This is a genomic window from Enterobacter cloacae complex sp. P6RS, assembly GCF_014982245.1.
Classification (GTDB): domain Bacteria; phylum Pseudomonadota; class Gammaproteobacteria; order Enterobacterales; family Enterobacteriaceae; genus Enterobacter; species Enterobacter bugandensis.
Map to the genome: position 1 here is coordinate 127018 of NZ_JADCLB010000011.1, position 23414 is coordinate 150431.

A 23414-nucleotide genomic window follows, 5' to 3' on the forward strand; every position below is an offset into this window, starting at 1 on the left:
GGGTTATCCCCGCCTGCTGTGGTACTCAGTGCCAAATCATCAACGCAATCATACTGACCACGACCAGCCCACACAGGGCGCTGGTTAAAATGAACTGACGACGCAGACGCTCGCAGCGACGGATAAACTCTTCATCGTGATGATCGCGGTAGCGCTGGTAGTAGATATACCCCACCAGACGCATCTGCTTGCTGGGCTGTCCATGCGAGGTGAAGAACCCTCCACCGTCCACATACTGATACAGCAACGGATCGCAACCACGAAGTACCACTAACAGCGCACGTAACGATGAGAAGTAGCGCGCCATATTCACTATGCAAACTACGCATAACGCCCAAAACAATGCGACGGTGCTAATCATACATCCTCCCCGGCGTCCGCCCACGAAGCAAGGCTCCTGAGCTACCGCACCCCAATGCCCTGACAGACAGTTCAGTGAAAGAATGACTAAAAGTCGATCCGGTTCGCGTTTTAATATCCGAACGGCTCATTAAATAGTGTAGGAGATCCGTTAATTTTTTTGCCACAAGGTTAATCGTTATCAACACCAAAGCTTGAAAAATATGTTTAACTGGGCCGTAATGAAAGCATCAGACGACGGCTTTCCCATTTAGTCATCGATAACTTAAGGAAGGAGTAACACTATGGCTTACAAACACATTCTTATCGCGGTAGATCTCTCCCCGGAGAGCAAAGTGCTGGTTGATAAAGCGGTATCTATGGCACGTCCCTACAACGCGAAAGTCTCCCTGATTCACGTTGATGTGAATTACTCCGACCTCTACACCGGTCTGATCGACGTCAATCTGGGCGATATGCAGAAACGCATCTCTGAAGAAACGCATCACGCGCTGAGCGAGCTCTCCACCAACGCGGGTTATCCGATCACCGAAACCCTGAGCGGCAGCGGCGACCTGGGTCAGGTGCTGGTTGATGCGATTAAGAAATACGATATGGATCTGGTGGTATGCGGTCACCATCAGGACTTCTGGAGCAAGCTGATGTCTTCAGCACGCCAGCTGATTAACACCGTTCACGTGGACATGCTGATTGTTCCGCTGCGCGACGAAGAAGACGAGTAAGTGCAAAAAAAGCGGCACTGAAAGTAGGCCGGGTAAGGCGAAGCCGCCACCCGGCTTTTTTTATTCCGGCGTACCCGAATAAATATCAAACCGATGCCCTTTCGTGGTCACCGCGTTGGTCGTAGCAACGTCCGCCAGCGGCGGCGCGTAATCCGGACGCTTCACCACCACCCGCTTCGTCGCGAGCTGACGAGCCGGCTCCAGCAGGCCATCTGCGTCTAAATCCGGCCCCACCAGCGACTGAAATACCCGCATCTCTTTCTTCACCAGCGCGCTTTTCTGCTTATGCGGGAACATCGGGTCGAGGTAGACCACCTGCGGACGCGGGGTGATGTCCGTCAGCGCCGTCAGGCTTGACGCGTGGATAAGCTGCAAACGCTCCTGCAGCCACGGGCCGATTTCCGGGTCCGCATAGCCTCGCGTCAGCCCGTCGTCGAGCAGCGCTGCGACAACCGGATTACGCTCCAGCATCCGCACATGACAGCCCACCGACGCCAGCACAAACGCATCGCGTCCCAGCCCCGCCGTGGCGTCCACCACGTCCGGGAGATAGCTCCCCTTAATGCCGACCGCTTTGGCCACCGCTTCGCCGCGACCGCCGCCGAACTTACGCCGGTGCGCCATCGCGCCGCCAACGAAGTCGACAAAAATCCCGCCGAGCTTCGGTTCATCGCGCTTGCGTAATTCGAGATGTGCTGACGTCATTACCAGCGCCATCAGGTTCTCTTCATCGTGCTCCAGCCCCCAGCGGGCCGCCAGAACAGATAAGGCGCCGTCTCCGGCGCCCGTTTCATCCACTAAGCAGATCTTCACGTAACAATCAGCCTTTGATCCCGTAATGCTCAAGCATCGCATCCAGCTGCGGCTCGCGGCCACGGAAGCGTTTGAATAGCACCATTGGCTCTTCAGAACCGCCGCGGGTCAGGATGTTGTCAAGGAACGACTGGCCGGTTTCGCGGTTGAAGATCCCCTCTTCCTCGAAGCGAGAGAAGGCATCCGCCGCCAGCACGTCGGCCCACAGGTAGCTGTAATAGCCCGCCGCGTAGCCGCCCGCAAAAATGTGGCTGAACGCGTGCGGGAATCGGCCCCAGGTTGGCCCTGGAATAACGGCAACCTGCTTTTTAATCTCGGCCAGCGTTTCGAGGATTTTCGCCCCCTGCTCCGGGCTGAACTCGGCGTGCAGACGGAAATCGAACAGGCCGAACTCCAGCTGACGCAGAATGAACATCGCCGCCTGGTAGTTTTTCGCCGCCAGCATTTTATCCAGCAGCTCTTTGGGCAGCGGTTCGCCGGTCTCATAGTGGCCGGAGATAAACGCCAGCGCGTCCGGCTCCCAGCACCAGTTTTCCATAAACTGGCTTGGCAGCTCGACCGCATCCCATGGCACCCCGCTGATACCGGCGACGCCGGCGGTTTCGATGCGGGTCAGCATGTGGTGCAGGCCGTGACCGAACTCGTGGAACAGGGTGATCACTTCGTCGTGGGTGAACAGAGCAGGCTTGCCGCTCACCGGACGGTTGAAGTTACAGGTCAGATAGGCGACCGGTTTTTGCAGGGAACCGTCTGCTTTACGCATCTGGCCCACGCAGTCGTCCATCCACGCCCCGCCGCGCTTGTTCTCACGCGCGTAGAGATCGAGGTAGAAGCTGCCGCGCAGTTCGTTTTTCTCGTCATACAGTTCGAAGAAGCGTACGTCCGGATGCCAGACGTCAATATCAGTACGCTCTTTAGCGGTAATGCCGTAAATGCGTTTCACCACTTCAAACAGGCCGTTGACGGCTTTGTTTTCCGGGAAGTACGGGCGCAGCTGCTCGTCGCTGATGCTGTAGAGGTGCTGCTTCTGTTTTTCGCTGTAGTACGCGATATCCCACGGCTGCAGCTCGTCCACGCCAAACTCCGCTTTCGCGAAGGCGCGCAGCTGGGCCAGCTCTTTCTCACCCTGAGGACGAGCACGTTTGGCCAGATCGGTCAGGAAGTCGAGCACCTGCTGCGGGTTTTCGGCCATTTTGGTGGCGAGGGATTTATCCGCGTAGCTGTCGAAGCCCAGCAGCTGAGCCAGCTCGTGACGCAGGGCGAGGATTTCCGCCATGACCGGGCTGTTGTCCCACTTACCGGCATTCGGCCCCTGATCGGAGGCGCGGGTGCTGTAGGCGCGGTACATCTCTTCGCGAAGCGCCTGGTTGTCGCAGTAGGTCATCACCGGCAGATAGCTCGGGATATCCAGCGTTAACAGGAAGCCTTCCTGCTCTTTCGCTTCGGCCTGGGCTTTCGCCGCCGCCAGTGCGCTTTCCGGCATACCCGCCAGCTCCGCTTCGTCGGTAATCAGCTTCGTCCAGCCCATGGTGGCGTCAAGGACGTTGTTGCTGTACTGGTTACCCAGTTCGGACAGGCGCGCAGCGATTTCACCGTAGCGAACCTGCTTCTCTTTTGGCAGACCGATACCGGACAGTTCGAAATCACGCAGGGCGTTATCAACCGATTTTTTCTGCGCCGTGTTCAGTGCGGCATAATGGTCGCCGTCGCGCAGGTCGCGGTAGGCTTTGTACAGCCCTTCGTGCTGGCCGACCCAGGTGCTGTACTCAGAGAGCAGCGGCAGGGTTTGTTCGTAGGCTTCACGCAGTTCCGGGCTGTTTTTCACCGAGTTCAGGTGGCTCACCGGGGAGAAGATACGCCCCAGCACGTCGTCCACTTCGGCCAGCGGCTGACACAGATTCTCCCAGGTGTACGGCGCGCCCTGCGCAACCACGCTTTCTACCGCCGCGCGGCAGCTGTCCAGCGACTGGGTAACGGCTGGAACCACATGCTCAGGGAGGATTTTAGAAAACGGTGGCAACGAAAAAGGCGTCAGTAATGGATTGGTCATAAACGCTGTCCTGTTGAAATAGGTGAATGAAGCGCGCATCCGGCGCTGTGCATATTGTTTTCAGTAATGGGGTTAAGTGTAGAGGATTTCAATAGCTGCGCTTACCGGGCCTGCGGGTAATCTGTGCCGTTCTGCTGTAAACTGTGGCAAATCGTCAATTCAGCGGAATACCATTACCCATGCTCAGTTATCGCCACAGCTTCCACGCTGGCAACCATGCCGACGTCCTCAAACACACCGTTCAGAGCCTGATCATTGAATCGCTTAAAGAGAAAGAGAAGCCGTTTCTCTATCTGGACACCCATGCGGGCGCGGGCCGTTATCAGCTGAGCGGCGAGCATGCCGAGCGTACCGGCGAATATCTTGAGGGCATCGCCCGCATCTGGCAGCAGGACGACCTGCCCGCCGAGCTGGAGCCTTACATTGGCGTGGTGAATCACTTCAACCGCAACGGCCAGCTGCGCTACTACCCTGGCTCACCGCTGATTGCCCGCCAGCTGCTGCGCGAGCAGGACAGCCTCCAGCTGACCGAACTGCACCCGAGCGACTTCCCGCTGCTGCGTTCGGAATTCCAGAAAGACAGCCGCGCCCGCGTCGACAAAGCCGACGGCTACCAGCAGCTGAAAGCCAAGCTGCCGCCGGTTTCCCGTCGCGGCCTGGTGCTGATCGACCCACCGTACGAAATCAAAACCGACTATCAGGCGGTGGTGACCGGCATCAACGAAGGCTACAAACGTTTTGCGACCGGAACCTATGCCCTATGGTACCCGGTGGTGCTGCGCGCGCAGATCAAGCGCATGATCAAAGACCTTGAGGCGACCGGCATTCGTAAAATCCTGCAGATTGAGCTGGCGGTACGCCCGGACAGCGACCAGCGCGGCATGACCGCTTCCGGCATGATCGTCATTAACCCGCCGTGGAAGCTCGAAGCGCAGATGAACAACGTGCTGCCGTGGCTGCACAAAACGCTGGTGCCAGCCGGAACGGGCCACGCCACCGTCAGCTGGATCGTGCCGGAGTAATTGCAGCCATCGGTGGAAACTATTGATTTCAGGTATACAATCGCGGCAATTCACGATTAAGGACAAAAGCTATGACTAAGCATTATGACTACATCGCAATCGGCGGCGGCAGCGGCGGCATCGCCTCCATCAACCGCGCGGCCATGTACGGCCAGAAATGTGCGCTGATTGAAGCCAAAGCGCTGGGCGGCACCTGCGTGAACGTGGGTTGTGTACCGAAAAAGGTGATGTGGCACGCGGCGCAAATCCGTGAAGCGATCCATATGTACGGTCCGGACTACGGCTTTGACACCACCATCAACAATTTCGACTGGGACAAGCTGATCGCCAGCCGTACCGCCTACATCGACCGCATTCACACCTCGTACGACAACGTGCTGGGCAAAAATAACGTCGACGTGATTCACGGCTTCGCCCGCTTTGTGGACGCGAAAACGATCGAAGTGAACGGCGAGACGATCACCGCCGATCATATCCTGATCGCCACCGGCGGCCATCCGAGCCACCCGAATATTCCGGGCGCGGAATACGGCATCGACTCTGACGGCTTCTTCGAGCTGCCTGCCCTGCCAAAACGCGTTGCCATTGTGGGCGCGGGTTACATCGCGGTTGAGCTGGCTGGCGTGATTAACGGCCTGGGTGCAGAAGCGCACCTGTTCGTGCGTAAACACGCACCGCTGCGCAGCTTTGACCCGCTGATCGTCGATACGCTGGTTGAAGTGATGAACGCCGAAGGCCCGACCCTGCACACCAACGCCGTGCCAAAAGCGGTAGTGAAAAATGCGGACGGTAGCCTGACGCTTGAACTGGAAGATGGCCGCAGCCAGACCGTCGACTGCCTGATCTGGGCGATTGGCCGTGAACCGGCGAACGATAACTTCAACCTGGGCGTGACCGGCGTGAAAACCGACGAAAAAGGCTATATCGTCGTCGATAAGTTCCAGAACACCAGCGTACCGGGCATTTACGCCGTCGGTGATAACACCGGTGCGGTTGAACTGACGCCGGTGGCCGTTGCGGCGGGCCGTCGTCTCTCCGAGCGCCTGTTCAATAACAAGCCGGACGAGCATCTGGACTACAGCAACATCCCGACCGTGGTATTTAGCCACCCGCCAATCGGCACCGTCGGCTTAACCGAGCCGCAGGCGCGCGAGCAGTACGGCGACGACCAGGTGAAAGTGTATAAATCCGCGTTCACCGCGATGTATACCGCCGTCACCTCTCACCGTCAGCCGTGCCGCATGAAGCTGGTCTGCGTGGGCCCGGAAGAGAAGATTGTCGGTATCCACGGCATCGGCTTCGGCATGGATGAGATCCTGCAGGGCTTTGCGGTGGCGCTGAAGATGGGTGCGACCAAGAAAGACTTCGACAACACCGTGGCGATCCACCCGACGGCGGCGGAAGAGTTTGTCACCATGCGATAATGCAGAAGCCCCTCTCCGGAGGGGCTTTTTTTATTCACATACATAAATCGTTGCAAAACGAATGCTCCGAAAAGAGTGATCTACCGCACATATCCCTCCACATCTACCGAAGCGAATGTCTACGCTTATAGGACGCCCGGAGAAACCTGTCTTCAGAACACACAACCGGAGGTCCCTATCACCATGTTCAACCAGAAACTACAGGCTACCGAGAACATCGAATTCGAGATTGCAGAAGAGCTGCGCTACGAGACCGATCCCTGCGAGTTAAAACTGGATGAGATGATTGAGGCGGAGCCGGAACCCGAAATGATCGAGGGGCTACCCGCCTCCGATGCCCTGACGCCCGCCGATCGCTACCTTGAACTGTTCGAGCACGTCCAGTCGACGCGGCTGTTTGCGGACAGCAAAACCTTCCCCGACTGCGCGCCGAAGATGGATCCGCTGGATATTCTGATCCGCTACCGTAAGGTCAGACGGCACCGGGATTTCGACCTGCGCCAGTTCGTGGAGAACCACTTCTGGCTGCCTGAAACCTACAGCACGGAATATGTCTCCGACCCCGGACTGTCGCTGAAAGAGCACATTGATAGCCTGTGGCCCGTCCTGACGCGCGAACCGCAGGACCATATTCCCTGGTCGTCCCTGCTGGCGCTGCCGCAGGCCTATATCGTGCCCGGCGGGCGATTCAGCGAGACCTACTACTGGGATTCGTACTTCTCCATGCTGGGGCTGGCGGAAAGTGGCCGTAACGATCTGCTGAAGTGCATGGCGGATAACTTTGCGTGGCTGATCGAACGCTACGGTCATATCCCTAACGGCAACCGCACCTATTATCTCAGCCGCTCGCAGCCGCCGGTCTTTGCCCTGATGGTGGAGCTGTTTGAAGAGGACGGCGTGCGCGGCGCGAAGCGTTACCTCGACCATCTCAAAATGGAGCATGCCTTCTGGATGGACGGCGCGGAGTCGCTCCTGCTTAATCAGGCCTACCGCAGCGCGGTGCGCATGCCGGACGGTTCATTGCTGAACCGCTACTGGGACGACCGTGACACCCCGCGCGACGAATCGTGGATTGAGGACGTGGAAACCGCCCGCCACTCGGGCCGTCCGCCGAATGAGGTCTATCGCGATCTGCGTGCGGGTGCAGCGTCTGGCTGGGATTACTCCTCCCGCTGGCTTCGCGATCCGGCACGGCTCGCCAGCATTCGCACGACGCAGTTTATCCCCATCGATTTGAACGCCTTCCTGTTTAAGCTGGAGAGCGCGATTGCCAATATCTCGGCGTCAAAAGGGGATAAAGAGACGGCCGAGCTGTTCCGCCAGAAGGCCACCGATCGCCGCGCGGCGGTGAACCGCTATCTGTGGGACGAGGAGAGTGGCTGTTACCGCGATTACGACTGGCGACGCGAGCAGATGGCGCTGTTTTCTGCCGCCAGCATTGTGCCGCTGTATGTTGGAATGGCGACGCACGAGCAGGCAGAACGTTTATCTGACGCGGTTAAAGCGCGTCTGCTGACGCCGGGTGGGATTCTGGCAACCGAGTACGAAACCGGCGAGCAGTGGGATAAACCCAACGGCTGGGCGCCGCTGCAGTGGATGGCGATTCAGGGGTTCAAGCAGTACGGCAACGACTCGCTGGGGGATGAAATCGCCTGGAGCTGGCTGCATACGGTGAACCACTTCTACAAGACGCACCACAAGCTGATTGAGAAGTACCACATCGCCAGCAGTACGCCGCGCGAAGGGGGCGGCGGGGAGTATCCGCTACAGGATGGCTTCGGCTGGACGAACGGCGTGGTGCGACGGTTGATTGGGTTGTATGGGGAGCCTTGAGAAGGGTGCGATCTGGCCCCTCTCCCCTCTGGGGAGAGGGTGAAAACTTTAACGAATCACCTCATAAATGGCGGTCTGAATAGACTGCCATTTTTTCGTGGTGGCATCCGGCTGTGACTGCGCGCGTCGCGTTGCCATCTCAAGATCGTGCTTCTGGCGCTTCACCACGGCCGGCACGGTACAGAAGGCTTTCAGATACTCTTTACGTATTGACGTCAGGGACTCGCCGTTTGACATGGCGTGGCTGAGCGTATTGATGAAACGACGACACGGCTTCTCTTCTGCCATGTTCTGCCGATAGCGCAGCATAAGCTCCAGAACGTCGTCATAGCCTGCCGACATCGCCTCTTCGGTCCATGACAGCTTCCAGTCCATCCCACCCTGCAAAAAGAGTAGCGCCACGCGGGTATCGTTGCGGTTAATCGCCGAACGGAAATTACTCTCGTCCCAGGTCACTCCCATGCGCGTCAGCGTCTCGCGCGAAGAAGGGGTTTCGCGCATCTCCTGCGGCGGAGCCACCGCTTGCGCCGTATTTTCGGCCGCAGGCTGCGGTTTGCTGCTGGTCACCAGCCAGAAGCCGCCTACCACGATGGCAATCACCATCACGCCGACCGCTCCCCATAGCGCACCGGAGATAAGCTGCTCACGCTGTTCGGGCGTGCGCGGGGCGCGCTGGGTCGGCTTTTCAATCGTGTCGCGGACTTCAAACAGATCCCCACCAGTAACCCGATCCATTTTTTGCGCCTTTTCCCAGAACGCGTTCAGCTCGCTGGCATCCACCGCCATGAATCCGGCCGGGTTGACGCGCGTTCTCCCCTCCTCAAACGCGCGTTGAACCGGACGGGAGATCTGCATGTAGTAGTTATCCAGCAACTGAATTTGCGCCGAACTTAACGTTTTCTGCACCGTAATGCTGTTGCGGATTTGCCGGATGTCGTCGAGGAAGGTTTGCAACGTTTTGCGTGGCTCCACCAGGAGCGTCAGCATGGACGGGTCGTTAAACAGCGAGGCGTAATAGCGGCTGAACTCTTTTTTATCCACCAGCATTTGCGCCAGTTCACTGTACATCATGCCGCTCAGGACATCGTTGATTTCGCCATGCTTCAGCCAGCGCCGTACGCGGTCAGCGTTAAATAAGGTTTTAAGATGATTATTGAGCCGCACCTGATCGGGCCAGGCCTGCTGAATGAGGCCTTTAATCATTAACTCAATTGCGCGTACCTGCTTGTGCGCCTGCTGTTGCTGGAGTTCACTTCCCGGGGCCAGCTCGGTGCTGTAGGTCAGAAGCGGCTGCTGCAGACGAAGATGTTCCAGCGTAGTCACAAACCGCATCGCCGCAATAAGCTGGTTTTCACTGACATCCTGCCCGCTCTCGTACTGCGGGACGCGCTGCTGCAGCAGGCGCAGCTGCAGCGTAAATTCCGACATCTCGGCATCATTCAGGTTAAGCTTCTTCGCAACCGTAGCCCATCCCCCGAGCCCTAAACGCGCGCTGTCCAGCTGTTCCAGAAACCAGCGTGGATCTTTCCCCTCAGAAACATGTACATTCAGAAGAAGCAAGATTTCCACCGACGCCTGGCGAATGACCGCCAGACAGTGTTCAAACTGTTCGCGGATATGATGTGATGTGCTGAGAGTCATTGTTTTCCTTAAGCGACAGCGAAGACATCCGGAATGGGCACTAACGGCCGTTTTTCTTTTTATTTATACGCGCTTAACCATACCTGACTTTCTGTTGAAATAAAGTGACAACCCTAAAATCATTTAAAATGCTTCAGGAGAATCTTAATGCCAGTTTTAATGACCTCACGCCTGAACTGCTCGCCCCTGCAGGAACAAGATTGGCCCTTTTTTCTGGCGTTGCAGCAACACCCCGAAGTCATGCGCTTTGTGGCGGAGAACCGCCCCGTCGCAGCGATCCGGGAGGCGTTTGATTCGCGCCTGACGCCCTGGATGCCAGGCAGCGCGCACTGGCTGTGCCTCGTCGTACGTGATGCCCTCTCACAGGCCCCGCTGGGCGTTACCGGGTATATTCATCGGGAAGCAGATTGCGCCGAAGTGGGCTTTCTTTTTGCCCCCGAGGCGCAGGGCAAAGGTTACGGCTTCGAATCCCTGCAGGCGCTTTGCGATTACGCCTTTCATCAGGGCGGTATTCGTCGGCTCACCGCCACCGTCACCGCGGGAAACGTCGCCTCCAGGCGCCTGCTGGAAAAAGCCCGCTTCCAGCTGGAAGGCGAGCTACGTGAAAGCTATTACCTTTCCGGTCGCTGGCAAAATGACTGGTTATTTGGGTTATTACGGCAGGAATACCTGAACAATAATTCCTGAACAACAGCCATTTGGCGGATATTGCTCGTACCGCGATTCCTCTACAGTATCGCCATTAAGAGGAAACGAATATGAACGGTCATGCGCTAAATATATCTTCTGCCGCCATAGAATTAATAAAGAAACATCAAGGGCTTTCACTGGAGAAATATCGTGATGAAAAGGGTGTATGGGTTATCGGCTATGGGCATGTGATCCGCGAACGGGAAAATTTTCACGGCCTTATCACGCCTCTTCAGGCGGAATATTTACTCCATGAAGATATTCAGCTGTGTGAAACGCTGCTGCGGGAAAAGTGTATACATCCATTAACCCAGCAGCAGCATGACGCGCTGGTACTGATGATACTGAGTTTCGGCGTGACGTCTTCACTCCCGAAAGCGCTGCTTCAGGCCGTCGCCCGGGTGTAGTACATGGCTGCCTGGGTTCGGTTTTTTACCTCCAGCCGGCGAAAAAGCGCTTCCAGATGCGCTTTTACCGTGGCCGCACTGATGTTGAGATTGCGACCAATTTCTTTGTTTGATTCGCCCGCCGCCAGCAGCTTCAGCACCTCACGCTGACGCTCGCTTAAGGAAAGTAACGCCTGCGCTGACGATTGCTGGCTGACCCACTCAGCGGGAAAGCAGACCATCCCTCTGGACACGGAATCCAGCACGGCGGCAAACCGCTCAGGGTTAGCGTTACGGGGGATAATAGCCATCACGTTTCGCTGCATGAGTTGTTCAACCCATCGGGTCTCTTTTTTTGCCAGAACCATCATCACCCGTACCGACGGGAAGCGATGCATGATTTCATCCAGGAAAGAACTCCCCTCATCCTGAATTAAATTGCCGTCAATCATGACGATAGCAGACGGTGACGCGGATATTTGCGTCCATAAATCGTCTGCCTGACAAGCCCCCGTTATATTTATTTCAGGAATTAATTTCTGCAAACCGTGTATCGCTCCATGAATAAATATCGACTGCCTGTCAAACATGATTACTCGCATCGTATTTCTCCCTCTGAGAATAGCGAAGGGGGATTCTACATAGGCGCTATTTAAGAAAAAACTCAATGAATGGAGAGGTTACAAATCCGCCAGTGGTTTTTATATTTACCCGCATTTTGACACATCCATATTAAGGATTTCCTTAAGGGGATCCCTCCCCTTAACATCAGACATCACAGGAACATACCGCCGGACACTTCAATACGTTGCGCGTTCATCCAGCCAAGCTTATCGCTAAGCAGCGCCGCTATGGCATCCCCGATATCGTCCGGCAAACCTACCCGCCCCAGCGCCGTCTGCGACGCCAGCATCTGGTTAAGCTGCGCGTTGTCGCGCACGCGCCCACCGCCAAAGTCGGTTTCGATCGCGCCTGGTGCGATAATATTGACGGAGATACCGCGCGCTCCAAGCTCCTTCGCCTGATAGCGGGTGAGCACTTCCATCGCCCCTTTCATGGCCGCGTAGGTTCCTGAGCCTGGCTGGGTGAAGCGGGCCAGTCCGCTGGAGACATTGAGGATCCGCCCCCCGTCGTTAAGCAGAGGCAGCAGGCGCTGTGTCAGGAAGAAAGGCCCTTTGAAGTGAATGTTCAGCGCCTCATCAAACTGGGCTTCCGTCGTTTCGGTATAGGGTGCGTATAAACCCGTTCCGGCATTGTTCAATAAATAATCAAATGTTTCGCGCTGCCAGACGCTCTTCAGGATCTCCTGAAGCTGTTGAGCAAAATTTTCGAAACCGGCGATATCCCCGACATTGAGCTTTAATGCCGCCGCCTTGACGCCTTTTTCCTGAATTTCGCGCACAACTTCCAGCGCTTCCTGCTGGCTACGATTGTAGGTCAGGATAATTCCCGTGCCGTCTGCAGCCAGCTTTAACGCAGCGTTTTTACCTAAGCCGCGGCTACCACCCGTCACTAATGCGATACGTTCAGTCATCATAAACCTCGTTTTGGCTGTTATGGAGATTGAGAAAGAGCTTATTAGGTGATAGAAGATCAATAAAGATGGGTAATAACGCTTCACTGTTTCAGTGCAAACAACAATGAGCTTCATCTATGGATAAAATTCACGCAATGCAGCTGTTTGTTCGCGTCGCGGAACTGGAGAGTTTTTCCCGCGCGGCAGAGACATTAACGCTGCCGAAAGGCAGCGTTTCCCGACAAATTCAGGCACTGGAAAACCGGCTTGGCACCCAGCTACTGCACCGTACCACGCGCCGCGTCAGCCTGACGCAGGACGGCATGGTCTATTACGAACGGGCAAAAGATCTGCTGGCGAACCTGGATGAGCTGGACGGTATGTTTCAGCACGATCCCTCCAGCATCAGCGGAAGGCTGCGCGTGGATATGCCCGTTGGCGTTGCTCGAAATGTCGTCATCCCCAAACTGCCTGCGTTTTTACAGCAGTATCCGGGTATCGAACTGGAGCTCAGCAGCAGCGATCGTCTGGTGGATGTGGTCCGGGAAGGGTTTGATTGCGTCGTCCGCGTGGGTTCCCTGAAGGACTCTGGGCTGATAGCCCGTCCGCTGGGCAAGCTGTCGGTGATCAACTGCGCCAGCCCGGATTATCTGGCGCGTTTTGGCTACCCTGACACGCTGGACGATTTAGGCTCGCACGCCGTGATTCATTATGCCGCGATGCTGGGAAGCCGCCCTCAGGGCTTTGAATTTTATAACGGTAGCACGACGCAGTGGATAAAAACGGGCGGGGTGCTAACCGTCAACAGCACGGAAACTTACCAGGCCGCCTGCCTTGCCGGGCTGGGGATCATTCAGGCCCCGCGCGTTGGGGTGCGCGACCTGCTGCGCGCAAAGAAACTGATTGAGATCCTCCCGCAGTATCGTGCGGAACCGATGCCTGTCTCCCTGATTTACCCCCACCGGCGCAACCTCTCTCGCCGGGTTCACCTGTTTATGGAGTGGCTAACCGAACTCACAAAAGCTTACGTGGACTAGTCGCAAGCTATAATTCAGTAACATCCAGCCAAACGAAAAAGGAAAAGACGCGTGACGCCGGAAAATAACCCGCAACGACCCACCCAACAATTAGATTATGAACCCATCAAGAAGATGGAAACCGAGCCGGAAGAGGCTAAAGCCCCTGGTACCGCCAGCAAGGCGCTGGGCACCGTCACCAGCCTGGCGGAGAGAATTCAGCAGTTTCCCATGGTTGCGCATCTAATACGTGCGACCGAGCGCTTTAATGACCGCATGGGGAACCAGTTCGGTGCCGCGATCACCTATTTTTCGTTCCTGTCGATGATCCCCATCCTGATGGTGTCGTTTGCTGCGGCCGGTTTTGTACTCGCGTCGCATCCAACGCTGCTGCAGGATATTTTCAATAAGATCCTGAATAACGTCAGTGACCCCACCCTCGCCACCACGCTGAAAAGCACGATTAACACCGCCGTTCAGCAGCGCACCACCGTCGGGATCGTCGGTTTGCTCATCGCCCTTTACTCCGGCGTTAACTGGATGGGCAACCTCCGCGAAGCTATTCGCGCCCAGTCGCGCGAGGTGTGGGAGCGTAAACCGCAGGATCAGGAGAAAATTTGGGTTAAATATTTCCGCGACTTTATTTCGCTGATTGGCCTGCTTATCGCGCTCGTCGTCACGCTCTCCATTACCTCCGTGGCGGGCTCCGCGCAGCAGATGATTATTTCTGCGCTCTATCTTAATTACATCGAATGGCTGAAGCCCGCCTGGCGCGGCATCGGACTGGCGATTTCCATCTTCGCCAACTACCTGCTGTTCTTCTGGATTTTCTGGCGCTTGCCTCGGCATCGTCCGCGTAAGAAGGCGCTGCTCCGCGGCACATTGATTGCGGCGATCGGCTTTGAAGTGATTAAGATCGTGATGACCTACACCCTGCCGTCGCTGGTGAAATCCCCGTCCGGCGCGGCATTTGGCTCGGTGTTGGGGCTGATGGCGTTCTTCTACTTCTTCGCGCGTTTAACCCTGTTCTGCGCGGCGTGGATTGCCACCGCCGAGTACAAAGGCGACACGCGAATGCCCGGAAAAACACATCGTTAATTCCGCTCTCGGGCTGATATTTCAGCCCGACTCATCATTTCAGCATATAAATCCAGTCCGTAACTTTTATTTAACCGAAAACCAGTTTTATCCACCAATATTTAAAAAACGTGAAGCATTTCATGGAAGCATTTTGGCTGGCCTGAACATTATCCGCTTTTTGTTGATTTTATAATCAGTAAGCGACTTTGTTACAGATTGAAATGTCGCTTTTGCTGTGCGTAATATGGCCTTTCGTTCGACAAAAAATAAGAAAATATTATGCAATCAACAGCCACAACACTCGACTCTGGTGCGGAAAACGTCCCGGTAAACTCGCGCAATAAAGTTGTCGTCGCATCGCTGATTGGCACCGCCATTGAGTTCTTCGACTTTTACATTTACGCCACCGCAGCGGTCATCGTTTTCCCGCATATTTTCTTCCCGCAGGGAGACCCGACGGCGGCGACGCTACAGTCTCTGGCGACCTTTGCTATTGCGTTTGTGGCGCGTCCGATTGGCTCCGCGCTGTTTGGACACTTCGGCGATCGTATTGGGCGCAAGGTCACCCTGGTGGCCTCGCTGCTGACGATGGGCATCTCCACCGTGGCGATCGGCCTGCTGCCGACCTACGAAACCATCGGCATTCTGGCGCCGGTCCTGCTGGCGCTGGCGCGTTTTGGTCAGGGTCTGGGGCTGGGCGGTGAATGGGGTGGCGCGGCGCTGCTGGCGACCGAGAACGCCCCGCCGCGTAAACGCGCGCTGTACGGTTCATTCCCGCAGCTTGGCGCGCCGATTGGCTTCTTCTTTGCCAACGGGACCTTCCTGCTGCTCTCCTGGCTGCTGACGGATGAACAGTTCATGAGCTGGGGCTGGCGTATCCCGTTTGTCTTCTCGGCCGTGCTGGTGCTGATTGGCCTGTATGTGCGTGTTTCCCTGCATGAGACGCCGGTGTTCGCAAAAGTAGCCGCGGCGAAAAAACAGGTAAAAGTGCCGCTGGGCACCCTGCTGACCAAACACGTGCGCGTGACCGTGCTGGGCACGTTTATCATGCTGGCGACCTACACGCTGTTCTACATCATGACGGTGTACTCCATGACCTACAGTACCGCCGCCGCGCCGGTTGGGCTGGGCCTGCCGCGTAACGAAGTGCTGTGGATGCTGATGATGGCGGTGATTGGGTTTGGCGTGATGGTACCGATTGCCGGCCTGCTGGCGGATAAGTTTGGTCGTCGTGCGAGCATGATTACGATCACCACGCTGATCATTCTGTTTGCTCTGTTCGTCTTCCCGCCGCTGCTGAGTTCAGGTAGCCCGGCGCTGGTGATGGCGTACCTGCTGATTGGCCTGAGCCTGATGGGGCTGACCTTCGGCCCGATGGGCGCGCTGCTGCCGGAGCTGTTCCCGACGGAAGTGCGTTATACCGGCGCGTCGTTCTCCTATAACGTCTCGTCTATTCTGGGCGCGTCCGTGGCACCGTATATCGCCACCTGGCTGCAGGCAAATTATGGTCTGTTCTACGTGGGCGTTTATCTGGCGGCCATGGCGGCGCTGACGTTGATTGCGCTGCTGCTGACGCATGAGACTAAGCATCAGGCGCTGTAATTCATTGCGGCTTGATGCCCTCACCCCGGCCCTCTCCCACAGGGAGAGGGAGAAAGGCGTTACTTCTTCATCTGCGACAAAATCGTCCGGCATTGATTCGCCTCGCCTTCTGACGGCGAAATCAACGCCAGCAGCGCGGCGGCCGGGGTGACCAACGTCGCGAGGGCTGCGGCCACCGCGCCACGCGCAATCAGCGGCCCGGGCTTGACGCCCGCCTGCGGATTTTTGAAGGTCCCACGCACGTAAAGCGGCGAGCGCAGGGTAATAATACGAATCCCCTTACTTTCCGGATCGATGGTCAAATCCAGCTGCTCGGAGGCCATGCTGGCGGTACCGGTCACGTTAATCACCGCGTTTTCCGTGTCGAAGGCAAAAATCTGCGGACGCGCCACCCCGTTAACCAGATCCACATTCGCCGCCGCGCAGTTCACCCGCACCTCGTCATCGCCAAAGATTTGCCCGATGATAAAGTTACCGACGTTCAGCCCCAGGATCTCCATCAGGTTGCGGCTGACCAGACCGTCGTTCATTAGCAGTTTCAGGTTACCGTTGCCGCTGCCCAGCAGTGCCGCCACGGAATTCCCCACCCCGCGAATGTCCGCATCGCCGTTCATTTCACCGAGGGTTTTCTGCATCAGCTCCACGTTCGGCATCAGCTCTTTCAGCTTCAATCGACGCGCCTGGATCTCCGCCCGCCCCTGCATCGGCTTTTTATCGCCTTCCAGGTGAATGTTAGAGGAAATCGTCCCGCCCGCCATGCCAAACTTCAGCGGCTGCAGGCGCAGGTCGGCATTTTTCAGGATGATATGCGTCGAGAGATCGCTCAGCGGCAGCGTGCTGCCATGCTCAATCTTGCGTCCTTTGAAGCGCACATCTGCATCCATCACGTCCCACTTATCGGTTTCAAAGCGATCGTAAGGCAGCACTTTTCCCGCAGGCTGAACGTCCTTTTTGACCTCTTTTGACTTTGTCCCTTTACCCGAATCCACGCCTATCAGCGGGCCAAGATCGGCCAGACGCAGCTGGCGGGATTCGACATCCCCTTCCAGTTTTGGCCGTGGTTTTCCGGTGGTGTAGGTCAGCGTGCCGTGAATATCGCTGTCGCCGATGCGGCCGTTGAAATCCCGGTAGTCAAAAACGGACGATTTTTCGGTATCAATTTTGGCAACCAAATGCCCGTCCGTTTCGAACGGCGGGGTATCCGGCAGCAGTACGCCGGTCAGTTCATACAGTTCGCCAAGCGAGTCACCGGCGAACTTGAGCTGCAGGTCGACGCCCCCCATATTCATCGGGTCGTTGACCGTCCCCACAAACGCCACGCGCGTATTCCCCGAGCGGAAATCCGCCTGCACCGGGAATGGCGTGCCTTCGCTCCGGAGCGCCAGCATGCCGCCGATTTTCCCTTTCCCGTTAAGCGGCTGACCGTTGTAGCGCCCTTTTGCCGTCAGGCCGAAGACATAATCACCCGCTTTGGCGCTATCGCCTTTCGCTTTATTGCCCGTGACTTCGCTAAACGGCAGCGGTTTACCCAGCGGATCGACCAGGATCTCCACGTCTGCCTTGCTGACCTTATCGTCGATGGCGATCCGCCCGCGATCGAAAAGAATATTGTCCAGACGGAATGACCACGAAGAAGGCTGGGCATTCGGATCTTTTTCGCCGTCGCTGGCAAGGTTAAACGTCCAGTTATTGTTTTTTTCAGAGAGGCGGATCAGGCGCGCATCGGGCTGCTGGAGCTTGATCCACGGCAGATAGACGGTTTTGGTCAGGAGCGCTAGCGGCGCCAGCGTGGCTTCCACGCGCGGCAGATGCACCATAGTCACTTCGGGGATATCCGGAGGGTTGCCAAGAATAATGTCGTCGGCGTGGACGTGCGGCCAGGGGATCCAGCTTCGCCAGCCGGTCTCCTCTTTCTGACGTTCCCATACCACACCCAGATCGCCACGAATGGCGAAGGGGCGGTTCAGCTCAGTTGAGACTTTCTGGTTGATGGTCGGCTTAAGGCGGTTCCAGTCAAACGTCGCGATAATGATGACGACGATCGCGATCAACAACAAGAAAATCCCTGTAATCCAGGAAATGACCCTGGTTGTTTTTGTCATTGTTATCCCCTTTCCTGATGACCTGTCCTGTAAAACTATAGTCCAGACAAAGGGAAACGGGGCTATCAGAGGGTCGTTCTGGCGCTTTCGAGGAGATCCATCGGCACGGGGCGAGAGAGGAAATAGCCTTGCGCCGCCGCTGCGGGAGAGTTTTGCACATCACGCCACTCTTCCAGCGTTTCCACGCCTTCAACGATCACCCCCTGGCAATAGCGATTCATCAACTGCAATAACAGCGTAAACAGATTCCGCCCTTCCGGAGTCTGGCGTAGCATGATGAACAGATCGCGCGCCACCTTGATGTAGTCATAGCGCACTTCGCTGAGGGCCGAGAAGTTCGCCATACCGGTGCCAAAGTCATCCAGCCACAGCGGGCCAAATTCACACATTGACGCAAACGAGGAATCCTGCGGCAGGCGCACGTGCTCCACCAGCTCAAAGCGCAGCCACGGCAGGGTGGCGATCAGCTCCTGCAGCTTCGCGTTCTGACGCAGCGCCAGCAGAGTTGGGCCATCCACGTTCACCGAGGCGAGGATCGTATGCTGCTCGAAAAAGGCCTGTTTCGTCGCCAGCATACGGAGCTGCTCTTCCAGCACGTCCAGACGCTGGCGAACGGCAACTTCGGCAAAATAGCGATCCGGCGCGATGCGCTGAGTAGGGTTTGAGGGATGCGTAACGACGGTCAAAATCTCAATTGCCATCAGCCGACCGTCCGTTCGATAGATCGGCTGCCAGGTGTACGCGCGCTCACATTGCAGCCAGTAGCGATGCTCCTGCAAGTTCTCAATACTTGCCTCAGGCGTAGTGCTCAGCCGCTGGATAACCTGCTCTGACTTCATTTCAGATGTCCTGTTGTTGGGATAGCCTTTCTGGACTCGTCACAGGATTATCGGCGCGATAATTGAGAACTTTATGTTCAATTCACCGTGGAAATGAAATTAAGATGACAGAAATTTGCCGGAACACGCGCTGGCTCAAATAAAATAATGGAACACCGTTTTAATATAGTTGACCATCTAATTCACTCGGCGCACACTGCTGAAAATTCTTCTGTTCAGGTTCACGACTATGTCCAAAAAAATTGCCGTGATTGGCGAATGCATGATTGAGCTGTCACAAAAAGGCGCGGAAGTCAGCCGCGGATTTGGTGGCGATACGTTAAACACCTCGGTTTACATTGCCCGTCAGGTTGCGCCTGAGGCACTCACCGTGAACTACGTCACCGCCCTTGGTACGGACAGCTTCAGCCAGCAGATGCTGGAAGCCTGGCAGAGTGAACATGTTGACACCTCGCTTATACAGCGTATGGAAAACCGTTTGCCTGGACTGTACTACATCGAAACCGACAGCACCGGCGAACGCACGTTTTATTACTGGCGTAACGAAGCCGCGGCCAAATTCTGGCTGGAGAGCGACGCTGCTGCGGCCATCTGCGAAGAGCTGGCGACGTTTGACTATCTCTATCTGAGCGGCATTAGCCTGGCGATTTTAAGCCCGACCAGCCGCGAAAAGCTGCTCTCGCTGCTGCGCGAATGCCGCGCCAACGGCGGGAAGGTGATTTTTGATAACAACTACCGCCCGCGCCTGTGGGCCAGCCGCGAAGAGACGCAGCAGGTTTATCAGCAGATGCTGCAGTGCACGGACATCGCCTTCCTGACGCTCGACGATGAAGACGCCCTGTGGGGTGAAAAGCCGGTAGAGGACGTGATTGCCCGCACGCAGGCGGCAGGCGTGAGCGAAGTGGTGATTAAGCGCGGCGCGGAGTCGTGCCTGGTAGCGATTGCGGGTGAAGCGGTGGTTGAGGTCCCTGCGGTGAAGCTGGCCAAAGAGAAAGTGATTGATACCACTGCGGCGGGGGATTCCTTCAGCGCGGGCTACCTGGCGGTACGCCTGACGGGGGGAACGCCGGAAGCGGCGGCACAGCGTGGGCACCTGACGGCCAGCACCGTGATTCAGTATCGCGGGGCGATTATTCCGCGCGAGGCGATGCCTGTTTAGTTTCCCCTAACCCTCTCCCCAAACGGGAGAGGGTCAGCGTGAGGGGGTTACTGCCCCTGCGGAATATCCGTCGCGTCCTGGTGTAGATCATCAGCCGTTGCAGCCTGCGCCGGCTGCGACGCGGTGGCCATAATGGAATCCCAGGTCTTCTGAAGCTCCTTCATGTCATATTCCGGCTCGCCTTTCGGCTGCAGAAGGATCAACGCCATATCCTGCGACAGCTGCTGACGTAAATCCTGATTCAGCATATTCACAGTCAGACCGTTCAGGAAGTCCTGACGCAGCTTCTGGTACTGCTCAGGCGCAATGTCGACAACCTGATTCTGCAGGGAGCGAATCCGCTGGCTGATCAGAATGTCGGTATCGGCGCGAGCGTAGGTGGCAAACAGTTTCTGCAGCTCCAGTTTTTTCTGGGCCAGCAGCGCGTTGAACTCCTCTTCAGAGAGCCCCTCTTTACGTACTTTTTCCAGCTCTTTCGCCACCACACCCAGGTTTGCATTCAGTTTATCGCCCGGTGATTCAACGTTAATGGCACATTGCGCACGCTGGAACAGCACGCGGCAGTCAAAGCCAAGGCCAATGTTCTTCACGTTGTTTTTGCTGAGCGTCTGCTGAACGTGCCAGAACAACGCTTCACGCGCCAGATCGGCACGCCAGTAGCGCAGCAGCGCCGCAGACTCGCGAATAGGCTGCCAGGCGTTATCCCACATCACGGAGAGCCTGTCCTGGCGCACAGTGTCCGTCATAATGCTGACAGGCTCGGCGCGCAGCGGAGAGAGCGTCGGGACAGGGGCTGGCGTTTCACGTTTGCCCTTCAGATCGCCAAACGCTTTGTTGATCTGCTCAACCACCGCGCGGCTATCCACATTGCCGACGACGATCAGCGTCATCGCGTCCGGGGTGTACCATTTCTGGTAGAACGATTTTACCTGTTCGACGTCCACCGGCTGCTTCAGCGGCTCTGCCGGATCGTGCCCCAGCAACGTTGAGCCTTTCAGACGGTAGCGCCACCAGCCCTCTTTGGTATCCGCAGGCCAGGTCGCCACCATGTCGCCGTTGCTCAACGCATAGTTCACGGTGTCCGGCGTAATCGCCAGGTTGCCAGAGGCATCGGAGAGATAGGTAAGGGCTTCTTTAAGCAGGTCGTTACGGTTATTAGGCAGGCTCAGGTTAAACATGGTGTAGTCATAGGAGACCACAGCCGGAGGAAGGGGGCGTTTCGGATCGATGGCCTGTTGCCACAGCGAACGCACCTGTACTGCCTGCAAGCTGCCGCTCTGCGTGAGCGCCAGACGGGGAATAAAATGGCTAAAACCGGTTTGCTGAGTGCTTTCCGTAAGGGAGCCGGTATTTACGGACAGACGGATTTCAATACGATCGCTGGGACGCTGTGGAGTAGATAACACCTGCCACTGAAAACCGTTCGCTAGCGTGCCTTGTTGCCAGGCCGGGTCTGGCTGGAGCGCATCTGCCTGCACATAACTGGCTGCTGCCATCATCAGCAAACCGCCGGTTAAGAGTCGAATTTTTGTGCCCTGCATGTGAACCCCTGATCAACATTCCTGGTTAAAAAAGAGTGTCTCGCGACGCGCTGCACTCTAAAAGATGACGATGAAAACACGTCGATTAGACCGCGCGTTCGGCAAAACGTCACGGTCCGAAGTGAAATATACCCAAAAAAAATCTTGTCGAATTATGACAGGTATGAACAGTTATTATGCGCAGGAGCCCGCATCCCGACAAGGGAATGCGGGCAATTGTGACAAGATTAGGAGGTTAAACCAGGATTTTTGCTATCAGACGCGCGATTATTCAGCGTATCGTTGAGCTTCTTGTGATCCAGCTCTTTCACCCATTTCGCGACCACCACCGTGGCCACGCCGTTACCCACCAGGTTGGTAAGGGCACGCGCCTCAGACATAAAGCGGTCAATACCAAGAATCAGTGCCAGACCCGCCACCGGCAGATGCCCCACCGCAGAAATGGTGGCCGCCAGCACGATAAAGCCGCTGCCCGTCACGCCCGCAGCCCCTTTAGACGACAGCAAGAGCACCACCAGCAGGGTGATTTGATGGAAAATATCCATATGGCTGTTGGTCGCCTGGGCGATAAACACGGCCGCCATCGTCAGGTATATCGAGGTACCGTCAAGGTTGAAGGAGTACCCCGTCGGGATCACCAGGCCGACCACCGATTTACGGCACCCCAGCTTTTCCATCTTGTCGAGCATACGCGGCAGCGCCGATTCTGAAGAGGAGGTCCCCAGAACAATCAGCAGCTCTTCACGGATGTAGCGGATGAATTTGAAAATGCTGAAGCCTGTCGCACGGGCGATGGAGCCCAGCACCACCACCACGAAAAGAATACAGGTGATGTAGAAGCAGATGATCAGCTGACCCAGTTGCACCAGCGTGCCAACGCCATACTTGCCGATGGTGAAGGCCATCGCACCGAAGGCACCGATCGGCGCCAGGCGCATGATCATATTGATGATGCCAAAGATGACCTGCGAGAAGCTTTCAATCACGTTGAAGATAAGCTGGCCCTTGCTGCCCAGACGGTGCAGGGCGAAGCCAAACATCACGGCAAACAGCAGCACCTGCAGAATGTTTCCGCTGGCGAAGGCGCCGATGACGCTGCCAGGGATGACGTCCAGCAGGAAGGCGACCACGCCCTGATCCTTCGCCTGTTCGGCATAGACCGCAACCGCTTTGGCATCCAGCGTAGAGGGATCAACGTTCATACCCGCGCCAGGCTGTACCACGTTGACGATGACCAGACCAATAATCAGCGCAAGGGTACTGACCACTTCAAAGTAGAGAAGCGCCACTGCACCGGTACGGCCCACCGCCTTCATGCTTTCCATGCCAGCGATGCCCGTTACCACCGTACAGAAGATCACCGGGGCGATGACCATTTTAATGAGCTTAACGAACGCGTCGCCAAGCGGTTTCATTTGCGCGCCCAGCTCCGGGTAATAGTGACCCAGCAGAATACCGATGGCGATGGCTGTCAGGACCTGGAAATAAAGACTTTTGAAGAGTGAGGTTTTCATAGGGTGTCCTTGGGAAGAAAAACCACAGGCTTTGTAAGGTTATGGTTAACCTGCGGCTCTAAAATAACACCCGTATAACAGGACAGAAATAAACCCGGTTCAAA

General features: G+C 56.5%; 20 protein-coding genes. 10 read left to right on the plus strand and 10 right to left on the minus strand.

What is annotated here, in order from left to right; translation table 11 throughout:
* Window positions 1–25: 25 nt before the first annotated feature.
* The gene (gene uspB / locus INF73_RS06790; RefSeq protein WP_003861224.1) at window positions 26–361 is read right to left on the minus strand and encodes a universal stress protein UspB; all 336 of its coding nucleotides are present in this window, start codon (window positions 359–361) and stop codon (window positions 26–28) included.
* A gap of 283 nt (window positions 362–644) precedes the next feature.
* Between uspB and uspA the strand changes: the two genes are divergently transcribed.
* Window positions 645–1082 (plus strand): universal stress protein UspA, encoded by a 438-nt coding sequence (uspA, locus tag INF73_RS06795; RefSeq protein WP_003861223.1) that lies wholly within the window; start codon window positions 645–647, stop codon window positions 1080–1082.
* Between the two features lie 60 nt (window positions 1083–1142).
* On the opposite strand, the gene rsmJ is transcribed toward uspA, so the two are convergent.
* On the minus strand, window positions 1143–1895 hold the full coding sequence (rsmJ, locus tag INF73_RS06800; RefSeq protein ID WP_045259400.1) for a 16S rRNA (guanine(1516)-N(2))-methyltransferase RsmJ: 753 nt from the start codon (window positions 1893–1895) through the stop codon (window positions 1143–1145).
* 7 nt (window positions 1896–1902) lie between these two features.
* Window positions 1903–3945: an oligopeptidase A gene (prlC, locus tag INF73_RS06805; RefSeq protein WP_193540233.1), complete on the minus strand. Its 2043-nt coding sequence runs from the start codon at window positions 3943–3945 to the stop codon at window positions 1903–1905.
* 179 nt (window positions 3946–4124) lie between these two features.
* Between prlC and INF73_RS06810 the strand changes: the two genes are divergently transcribed.
* From INF73_RS06810 to INF73_RS06820, 3 genes are all read left to right on the plus strand, one after another.
* Window positions 4125–4967, plus strand: a complete 843-nt coding sequence (locus INF73_RS06810; RefSeq protein WP_046889498.1) for a 23S rRNA (adenine(2030)-N(6))-methyltransferase RlmJ — start codon at window positions 4125–4127, stop codon at window positions 4965–4967.
* Window positions 4968–5038: 71 nt separating this feature from the next.
* The gene (gene gorA, locus INF73_RS06815) at window positions 5039–6391 is read left to right on the plus strand and encodes a glutathione-disulfide reductase (protein ID WP_193540232.1); all 1353 of its coding nucleotides are present in this window, start codon (window positions 5039–5041) and stop codon (window positions 6389–6391) included.
* 183 nt (window positions 6392–6574) lie between these two features.
* Window positions 6575–8224, plus strand: a complete 1650-nt coding sequence (locus tag INF73_RS06820; RefSeq protein ID WP_028014741.1) for an alpha,alpha-trehalase — start codon at window positions 6575–6577, stop codon at window positions 8222–8224.
* Between the two features lie 48 nt (window positions 8225–8272).
* On the opposite strand, the gene INF73_RS06825 is transcribed toward INF73_RS06820, so the two are convergent.
* Window positions 8273–9865, minus strand: coding sequence for an STY4199 family HEPN domain-containing protein (locus tag INF73_RS06825; RefSeq protein WP_193540231.1), 1593 nt, complete (start codon window positions 9863–9865; stop codon window positions 8273–8275).
* 147 nt (window positions 9866–10012) lie between these two features.
* Between INF73_RS06825 and INF73_RS06830 the strand changes: the two genes are divergently transcribed.
* Together INF73_RS06830 and INF73_RS06835 are read left to right on the plus strand one after the other, a co-directional pair.
* Window positions 10013–10552, plus strand: coding sequence for a GNAT family N-acetyltransferase (locus INF73_RS06830; protein ID WP_193540230.1), 540 nt, complete (start codon window positions 10013–10015; stop codon window positions 10550–10552).
* 71 nt (window positions 10553–10623) lie between these two features.
* Complete coding sequence (locus tag INF73_RS06835) at window positions 10624–10962, plus strand: lysozyme (protein ID WP_028014744.1); 339 nt, start codon at window positions 10624–10626, stop codon at window positions 10960–10962.
* Here the strand turns inward: INF73_RS06835 and INF73_RS06840 are convergent.
* Both INF73_RS06840 and INF73_RS06845 read right to left on the minus strand, forming a co-directional pair.
* Window positions 10941–11543: a response regulator transcription factor gene (locus tag INF73_RS06840; RefSeq protein WP_045259401.1), complete on the minus strand. Its 603-nt coding sequence runs from the start codon at window positions 11541–11543 to the stop codon at window positions 10941–10943. The genes INF73_RS06835 and INF73_RS06840 overlap by 22 nt on opposite strands.
* Before the next feature lie 173 nt (window positions 11544–11716).
* Window positions 11717–12475, minus strand: a complete 759-nt coding sequence (locus tag INF73_RS06845; protein WP_088205124.1) for an SDR family NAD(P)-dependent oxidoreductase — start codon at window positions 12473–12475, stop codon at window positions 11717–11719.
* A 119-nt stretch (window positions 12476–12594) separates the two neighbouring features.
* On the opposite strand from INF73_RS06845, the gene INF73_RS06850 reads away from it, so the two are divergent.
* The 3 genes from INF73_RS06850 (at window position 12595) to INF73_RS06860 (ending at window position 16155) form a co-directional block, all read left to right on the plus strand.
* Window positions 12595–13494, plus strand: coding sequence for a LysR family transcriptional regulator (locus INF73_RS06850; RefSeq protein ID WP_028014747.1), 900 nt, complete (start codon window positions 12595–12597; stop codon window positions 13492–13494).
* Window positions 13495–13545: 51 nt separating this feature from the next.
* Entirely contained in the window at window positions 13546–14571 is a 1026-nt protein-coding gene (gene yhjD, locus INF73_RS06855; protein ID WP_045259403.1) for an inner membrane protein YhjD, read from the plus strand.
* 261 nt (window positions 14572–14832) lie between these two features.
* On the plus strand, window positions 14833–16155 hold the full coding sequence (locus tag INF73_RS06860) for an MFS transporter (protein ID WP_028014749.1): 1323 nt from the start codon (window positions 14833–14835) through the stop codon (window positions 16153–16155).
* Between the two features lie 59 nt (window positions 16156–16214).
* Here the strand turns inward: INF73_RS06860 and INF73_RS06865 are convergent, their stop codons facing one another.
* Window positions 16215–18257: an AsmA family protein gene (locus INF73_RS06865; RefSeq protein WP_047367228.1), complete on the minus strand. Its 2043-nt coding sequence runs from the start codon at window positions 18255–18257 to the stop codon at window positions 16215–16217.
* Between the two features lie 65 nt (window positions 18258–18322).
* Window positions 18323–19096 carry a cyclic-guanylate-specific phosphodiesterase gene (pdeH, locus tag INF73_RS06870; protein WP_041911854.1) on the minus strand — a complete coding sequence of 258 codons (774 nt, stop codon included), beginning with the start codon at window positions 19094–19096 and terminating at the stop codon, window positions 18323–18325.
* A gap of 229 nt (window positions 19097–19325) precedes the next feature.
* Here pdeH and INF73_RS06875 point away from each other — a divergent pair, with 229 nt between their 5' ends.
* Window positions 19326–20255, plus strand: a complete 930-nt coding sequence (locus INF73_RS06875; protein WP_193050688.1) for a sugar kinase — start codon at window positions 19326–19328, stop codon at window positions 20253–20255.
* Window positions 20256–20302: 47 nt separating this feature from the next.
* Here INF73_RS06875 and INF73_RS06880 read toward each other — a convergent pair whose 3' ends face one another.
* Entirely contained in the window at window positions 20303–21796 is a 1494-nt protein-coding gene (locus INF73_RS06880; protein WP_045259406.1) for a pitrilysin family protein, read from the minus strand.
* Window positions 21797–22023: 227 nt separating this feature from the next.
* Entirely contained in the window at window positions 22024–23310 is a 1287-nt protein-coding gene (locus INF73_RS06885; protein WP_028014754.1) for a dicarboxylate/amino acid:cation symporter, read from the minus strand.
* Window positions 23311–23414: the final 104 nt, after the last annotated feature.

What these genes read in the sequence shown, in the direction of transcription:
- INF73_RS06885 (WP_028014754.1), bottom strand. Translation starts at nt 23,310, where the DNA reads ATGAAAACCTCACTCTTCAAAAGTCTTTATTTCCAGGTCCTGACAGCC.
- INF73_RS06860 (WP_028014749.1), top strand. Translation starts at nt 14,833, where the DNA reads ATGCAATCAACAGCCACAACACTCGACTCTGGTGCGGAAAACGTCCCG.
- INF73_RS06835 (WP_028014744.1), top strand. Translation starts at nt 10,624, where the DNA reads ATGAACGGTCATGCGCTAAATATATCTTCTGCCGCCATAGAATTAATA.
- INF73_RS06845 (WP_088205124.1), bottom strand. Translation starts at nt 12,475, where the DNA reads ATGACTGAACGTATCGCATTAGTGACGGGTGGTAGCCGCGGCTTAGGT.
- uspB (WP_003861224.1), bottom strand. Translation starts at nt 361, where the DNA reads ATGATTAGCACCGTCGCATTGTTTTGGGCGTTATGCGTAGTTTGCATA.
- INF73_RS06865 (WP_047367228.1), bottom strand. Translation starts at nt 18,257, where the DNA reads ATGACAAAAACAACCAGGGTCATTTCCTGGATTACAGGGATTTTCTTG.
- INF73_RS06850 (WP_028014747.1), top strand. Translation starts at nt 12,595, where the DNA reads ATGGATAAAATTCACGCAATGCAGCTGTTTGTTCGCGTCGCGGAACTG.
- INF73_RS06840 (WP_045259401.1), bottom strand. Translation starts at nt 11,543, where the DNA reads ATGCGAGTAATCATGTTTGACAGGCAGTCGATATTTATTCATGGAGCG.
- INF73_RS06875 (WP_193050688.1), top strand. Translation starts at nt 19,326, where the DNA reads ATGTCCAAAAAAATTGCCGTGATTGGCGAATGCATGATTGAGCTGTCA.
- INF73_RS06880 (WP_045259406.1), bottom strand. Translation starts at nt 21,796, where the DNA reads ATGCAGGGCACAAAAATTCGACTCTTAACCGGCGGTTTGCTGATGATG.
- INF73_RS06830 (WP_193540230.1), top strand. Translation starts at nt 10,013, where the DNA reads ATGCCAGTTTTAATGACCTCACGCCTGAACTGCTCGCCCCTGCAGGAA.
- uspA (WP_003861223.1), top strand. Translation starts at nt 645, where the DNA reads ATGGCTTACAAACACATTCTTATCGCGGTAGATCTCTCCCCGGAGAGC.
- INF73_RS06825 (WP_193540231.1), bottom strand. Translation starts at nt 9,865, where the DNA reads ATGACTCTCAGCACATCACATCATATCCGCGAACAGTTTGAACACTGT.
- prlC (WP_193540233.1), bottom strand. Translation starts at nt 3,945, where the DNA reads ATGACCAATCCATTACTGACGCCTTTTTCGTTGCCACCGTTTTCTAAA.
- INF73_RS06810 (WP_046889498.1), top strand. Translation starts at nt 4,125, where the DNA reads ATGCTCAGTTATCGCCACAGCTTCCACGCTGGCAACCATGCCGACGTC.
- INF73_RS06820 (WP_028014741.1), top strand. Translation starts at nt 6,575, where the DNA reads ATGTTCAACCAGAAACTACAGGCTACCGAGAACATCGAATTCGAGATT.
- pdeH (WP_041911854.1), bottom strand. Translation starts at nt 19,096, where the DNA reads ATGAAGTCAGAGCAGGTTATCCAGCGGCTGAGCACTACGCCTGAGGCA.
- gorA (WP_193540232.1), top strand. Translation starts at nt 5,039, where the DNA reads ATGACTAAGCATTATGACTACATCGCAATCGGCGGCGGCAGCGGCGGC.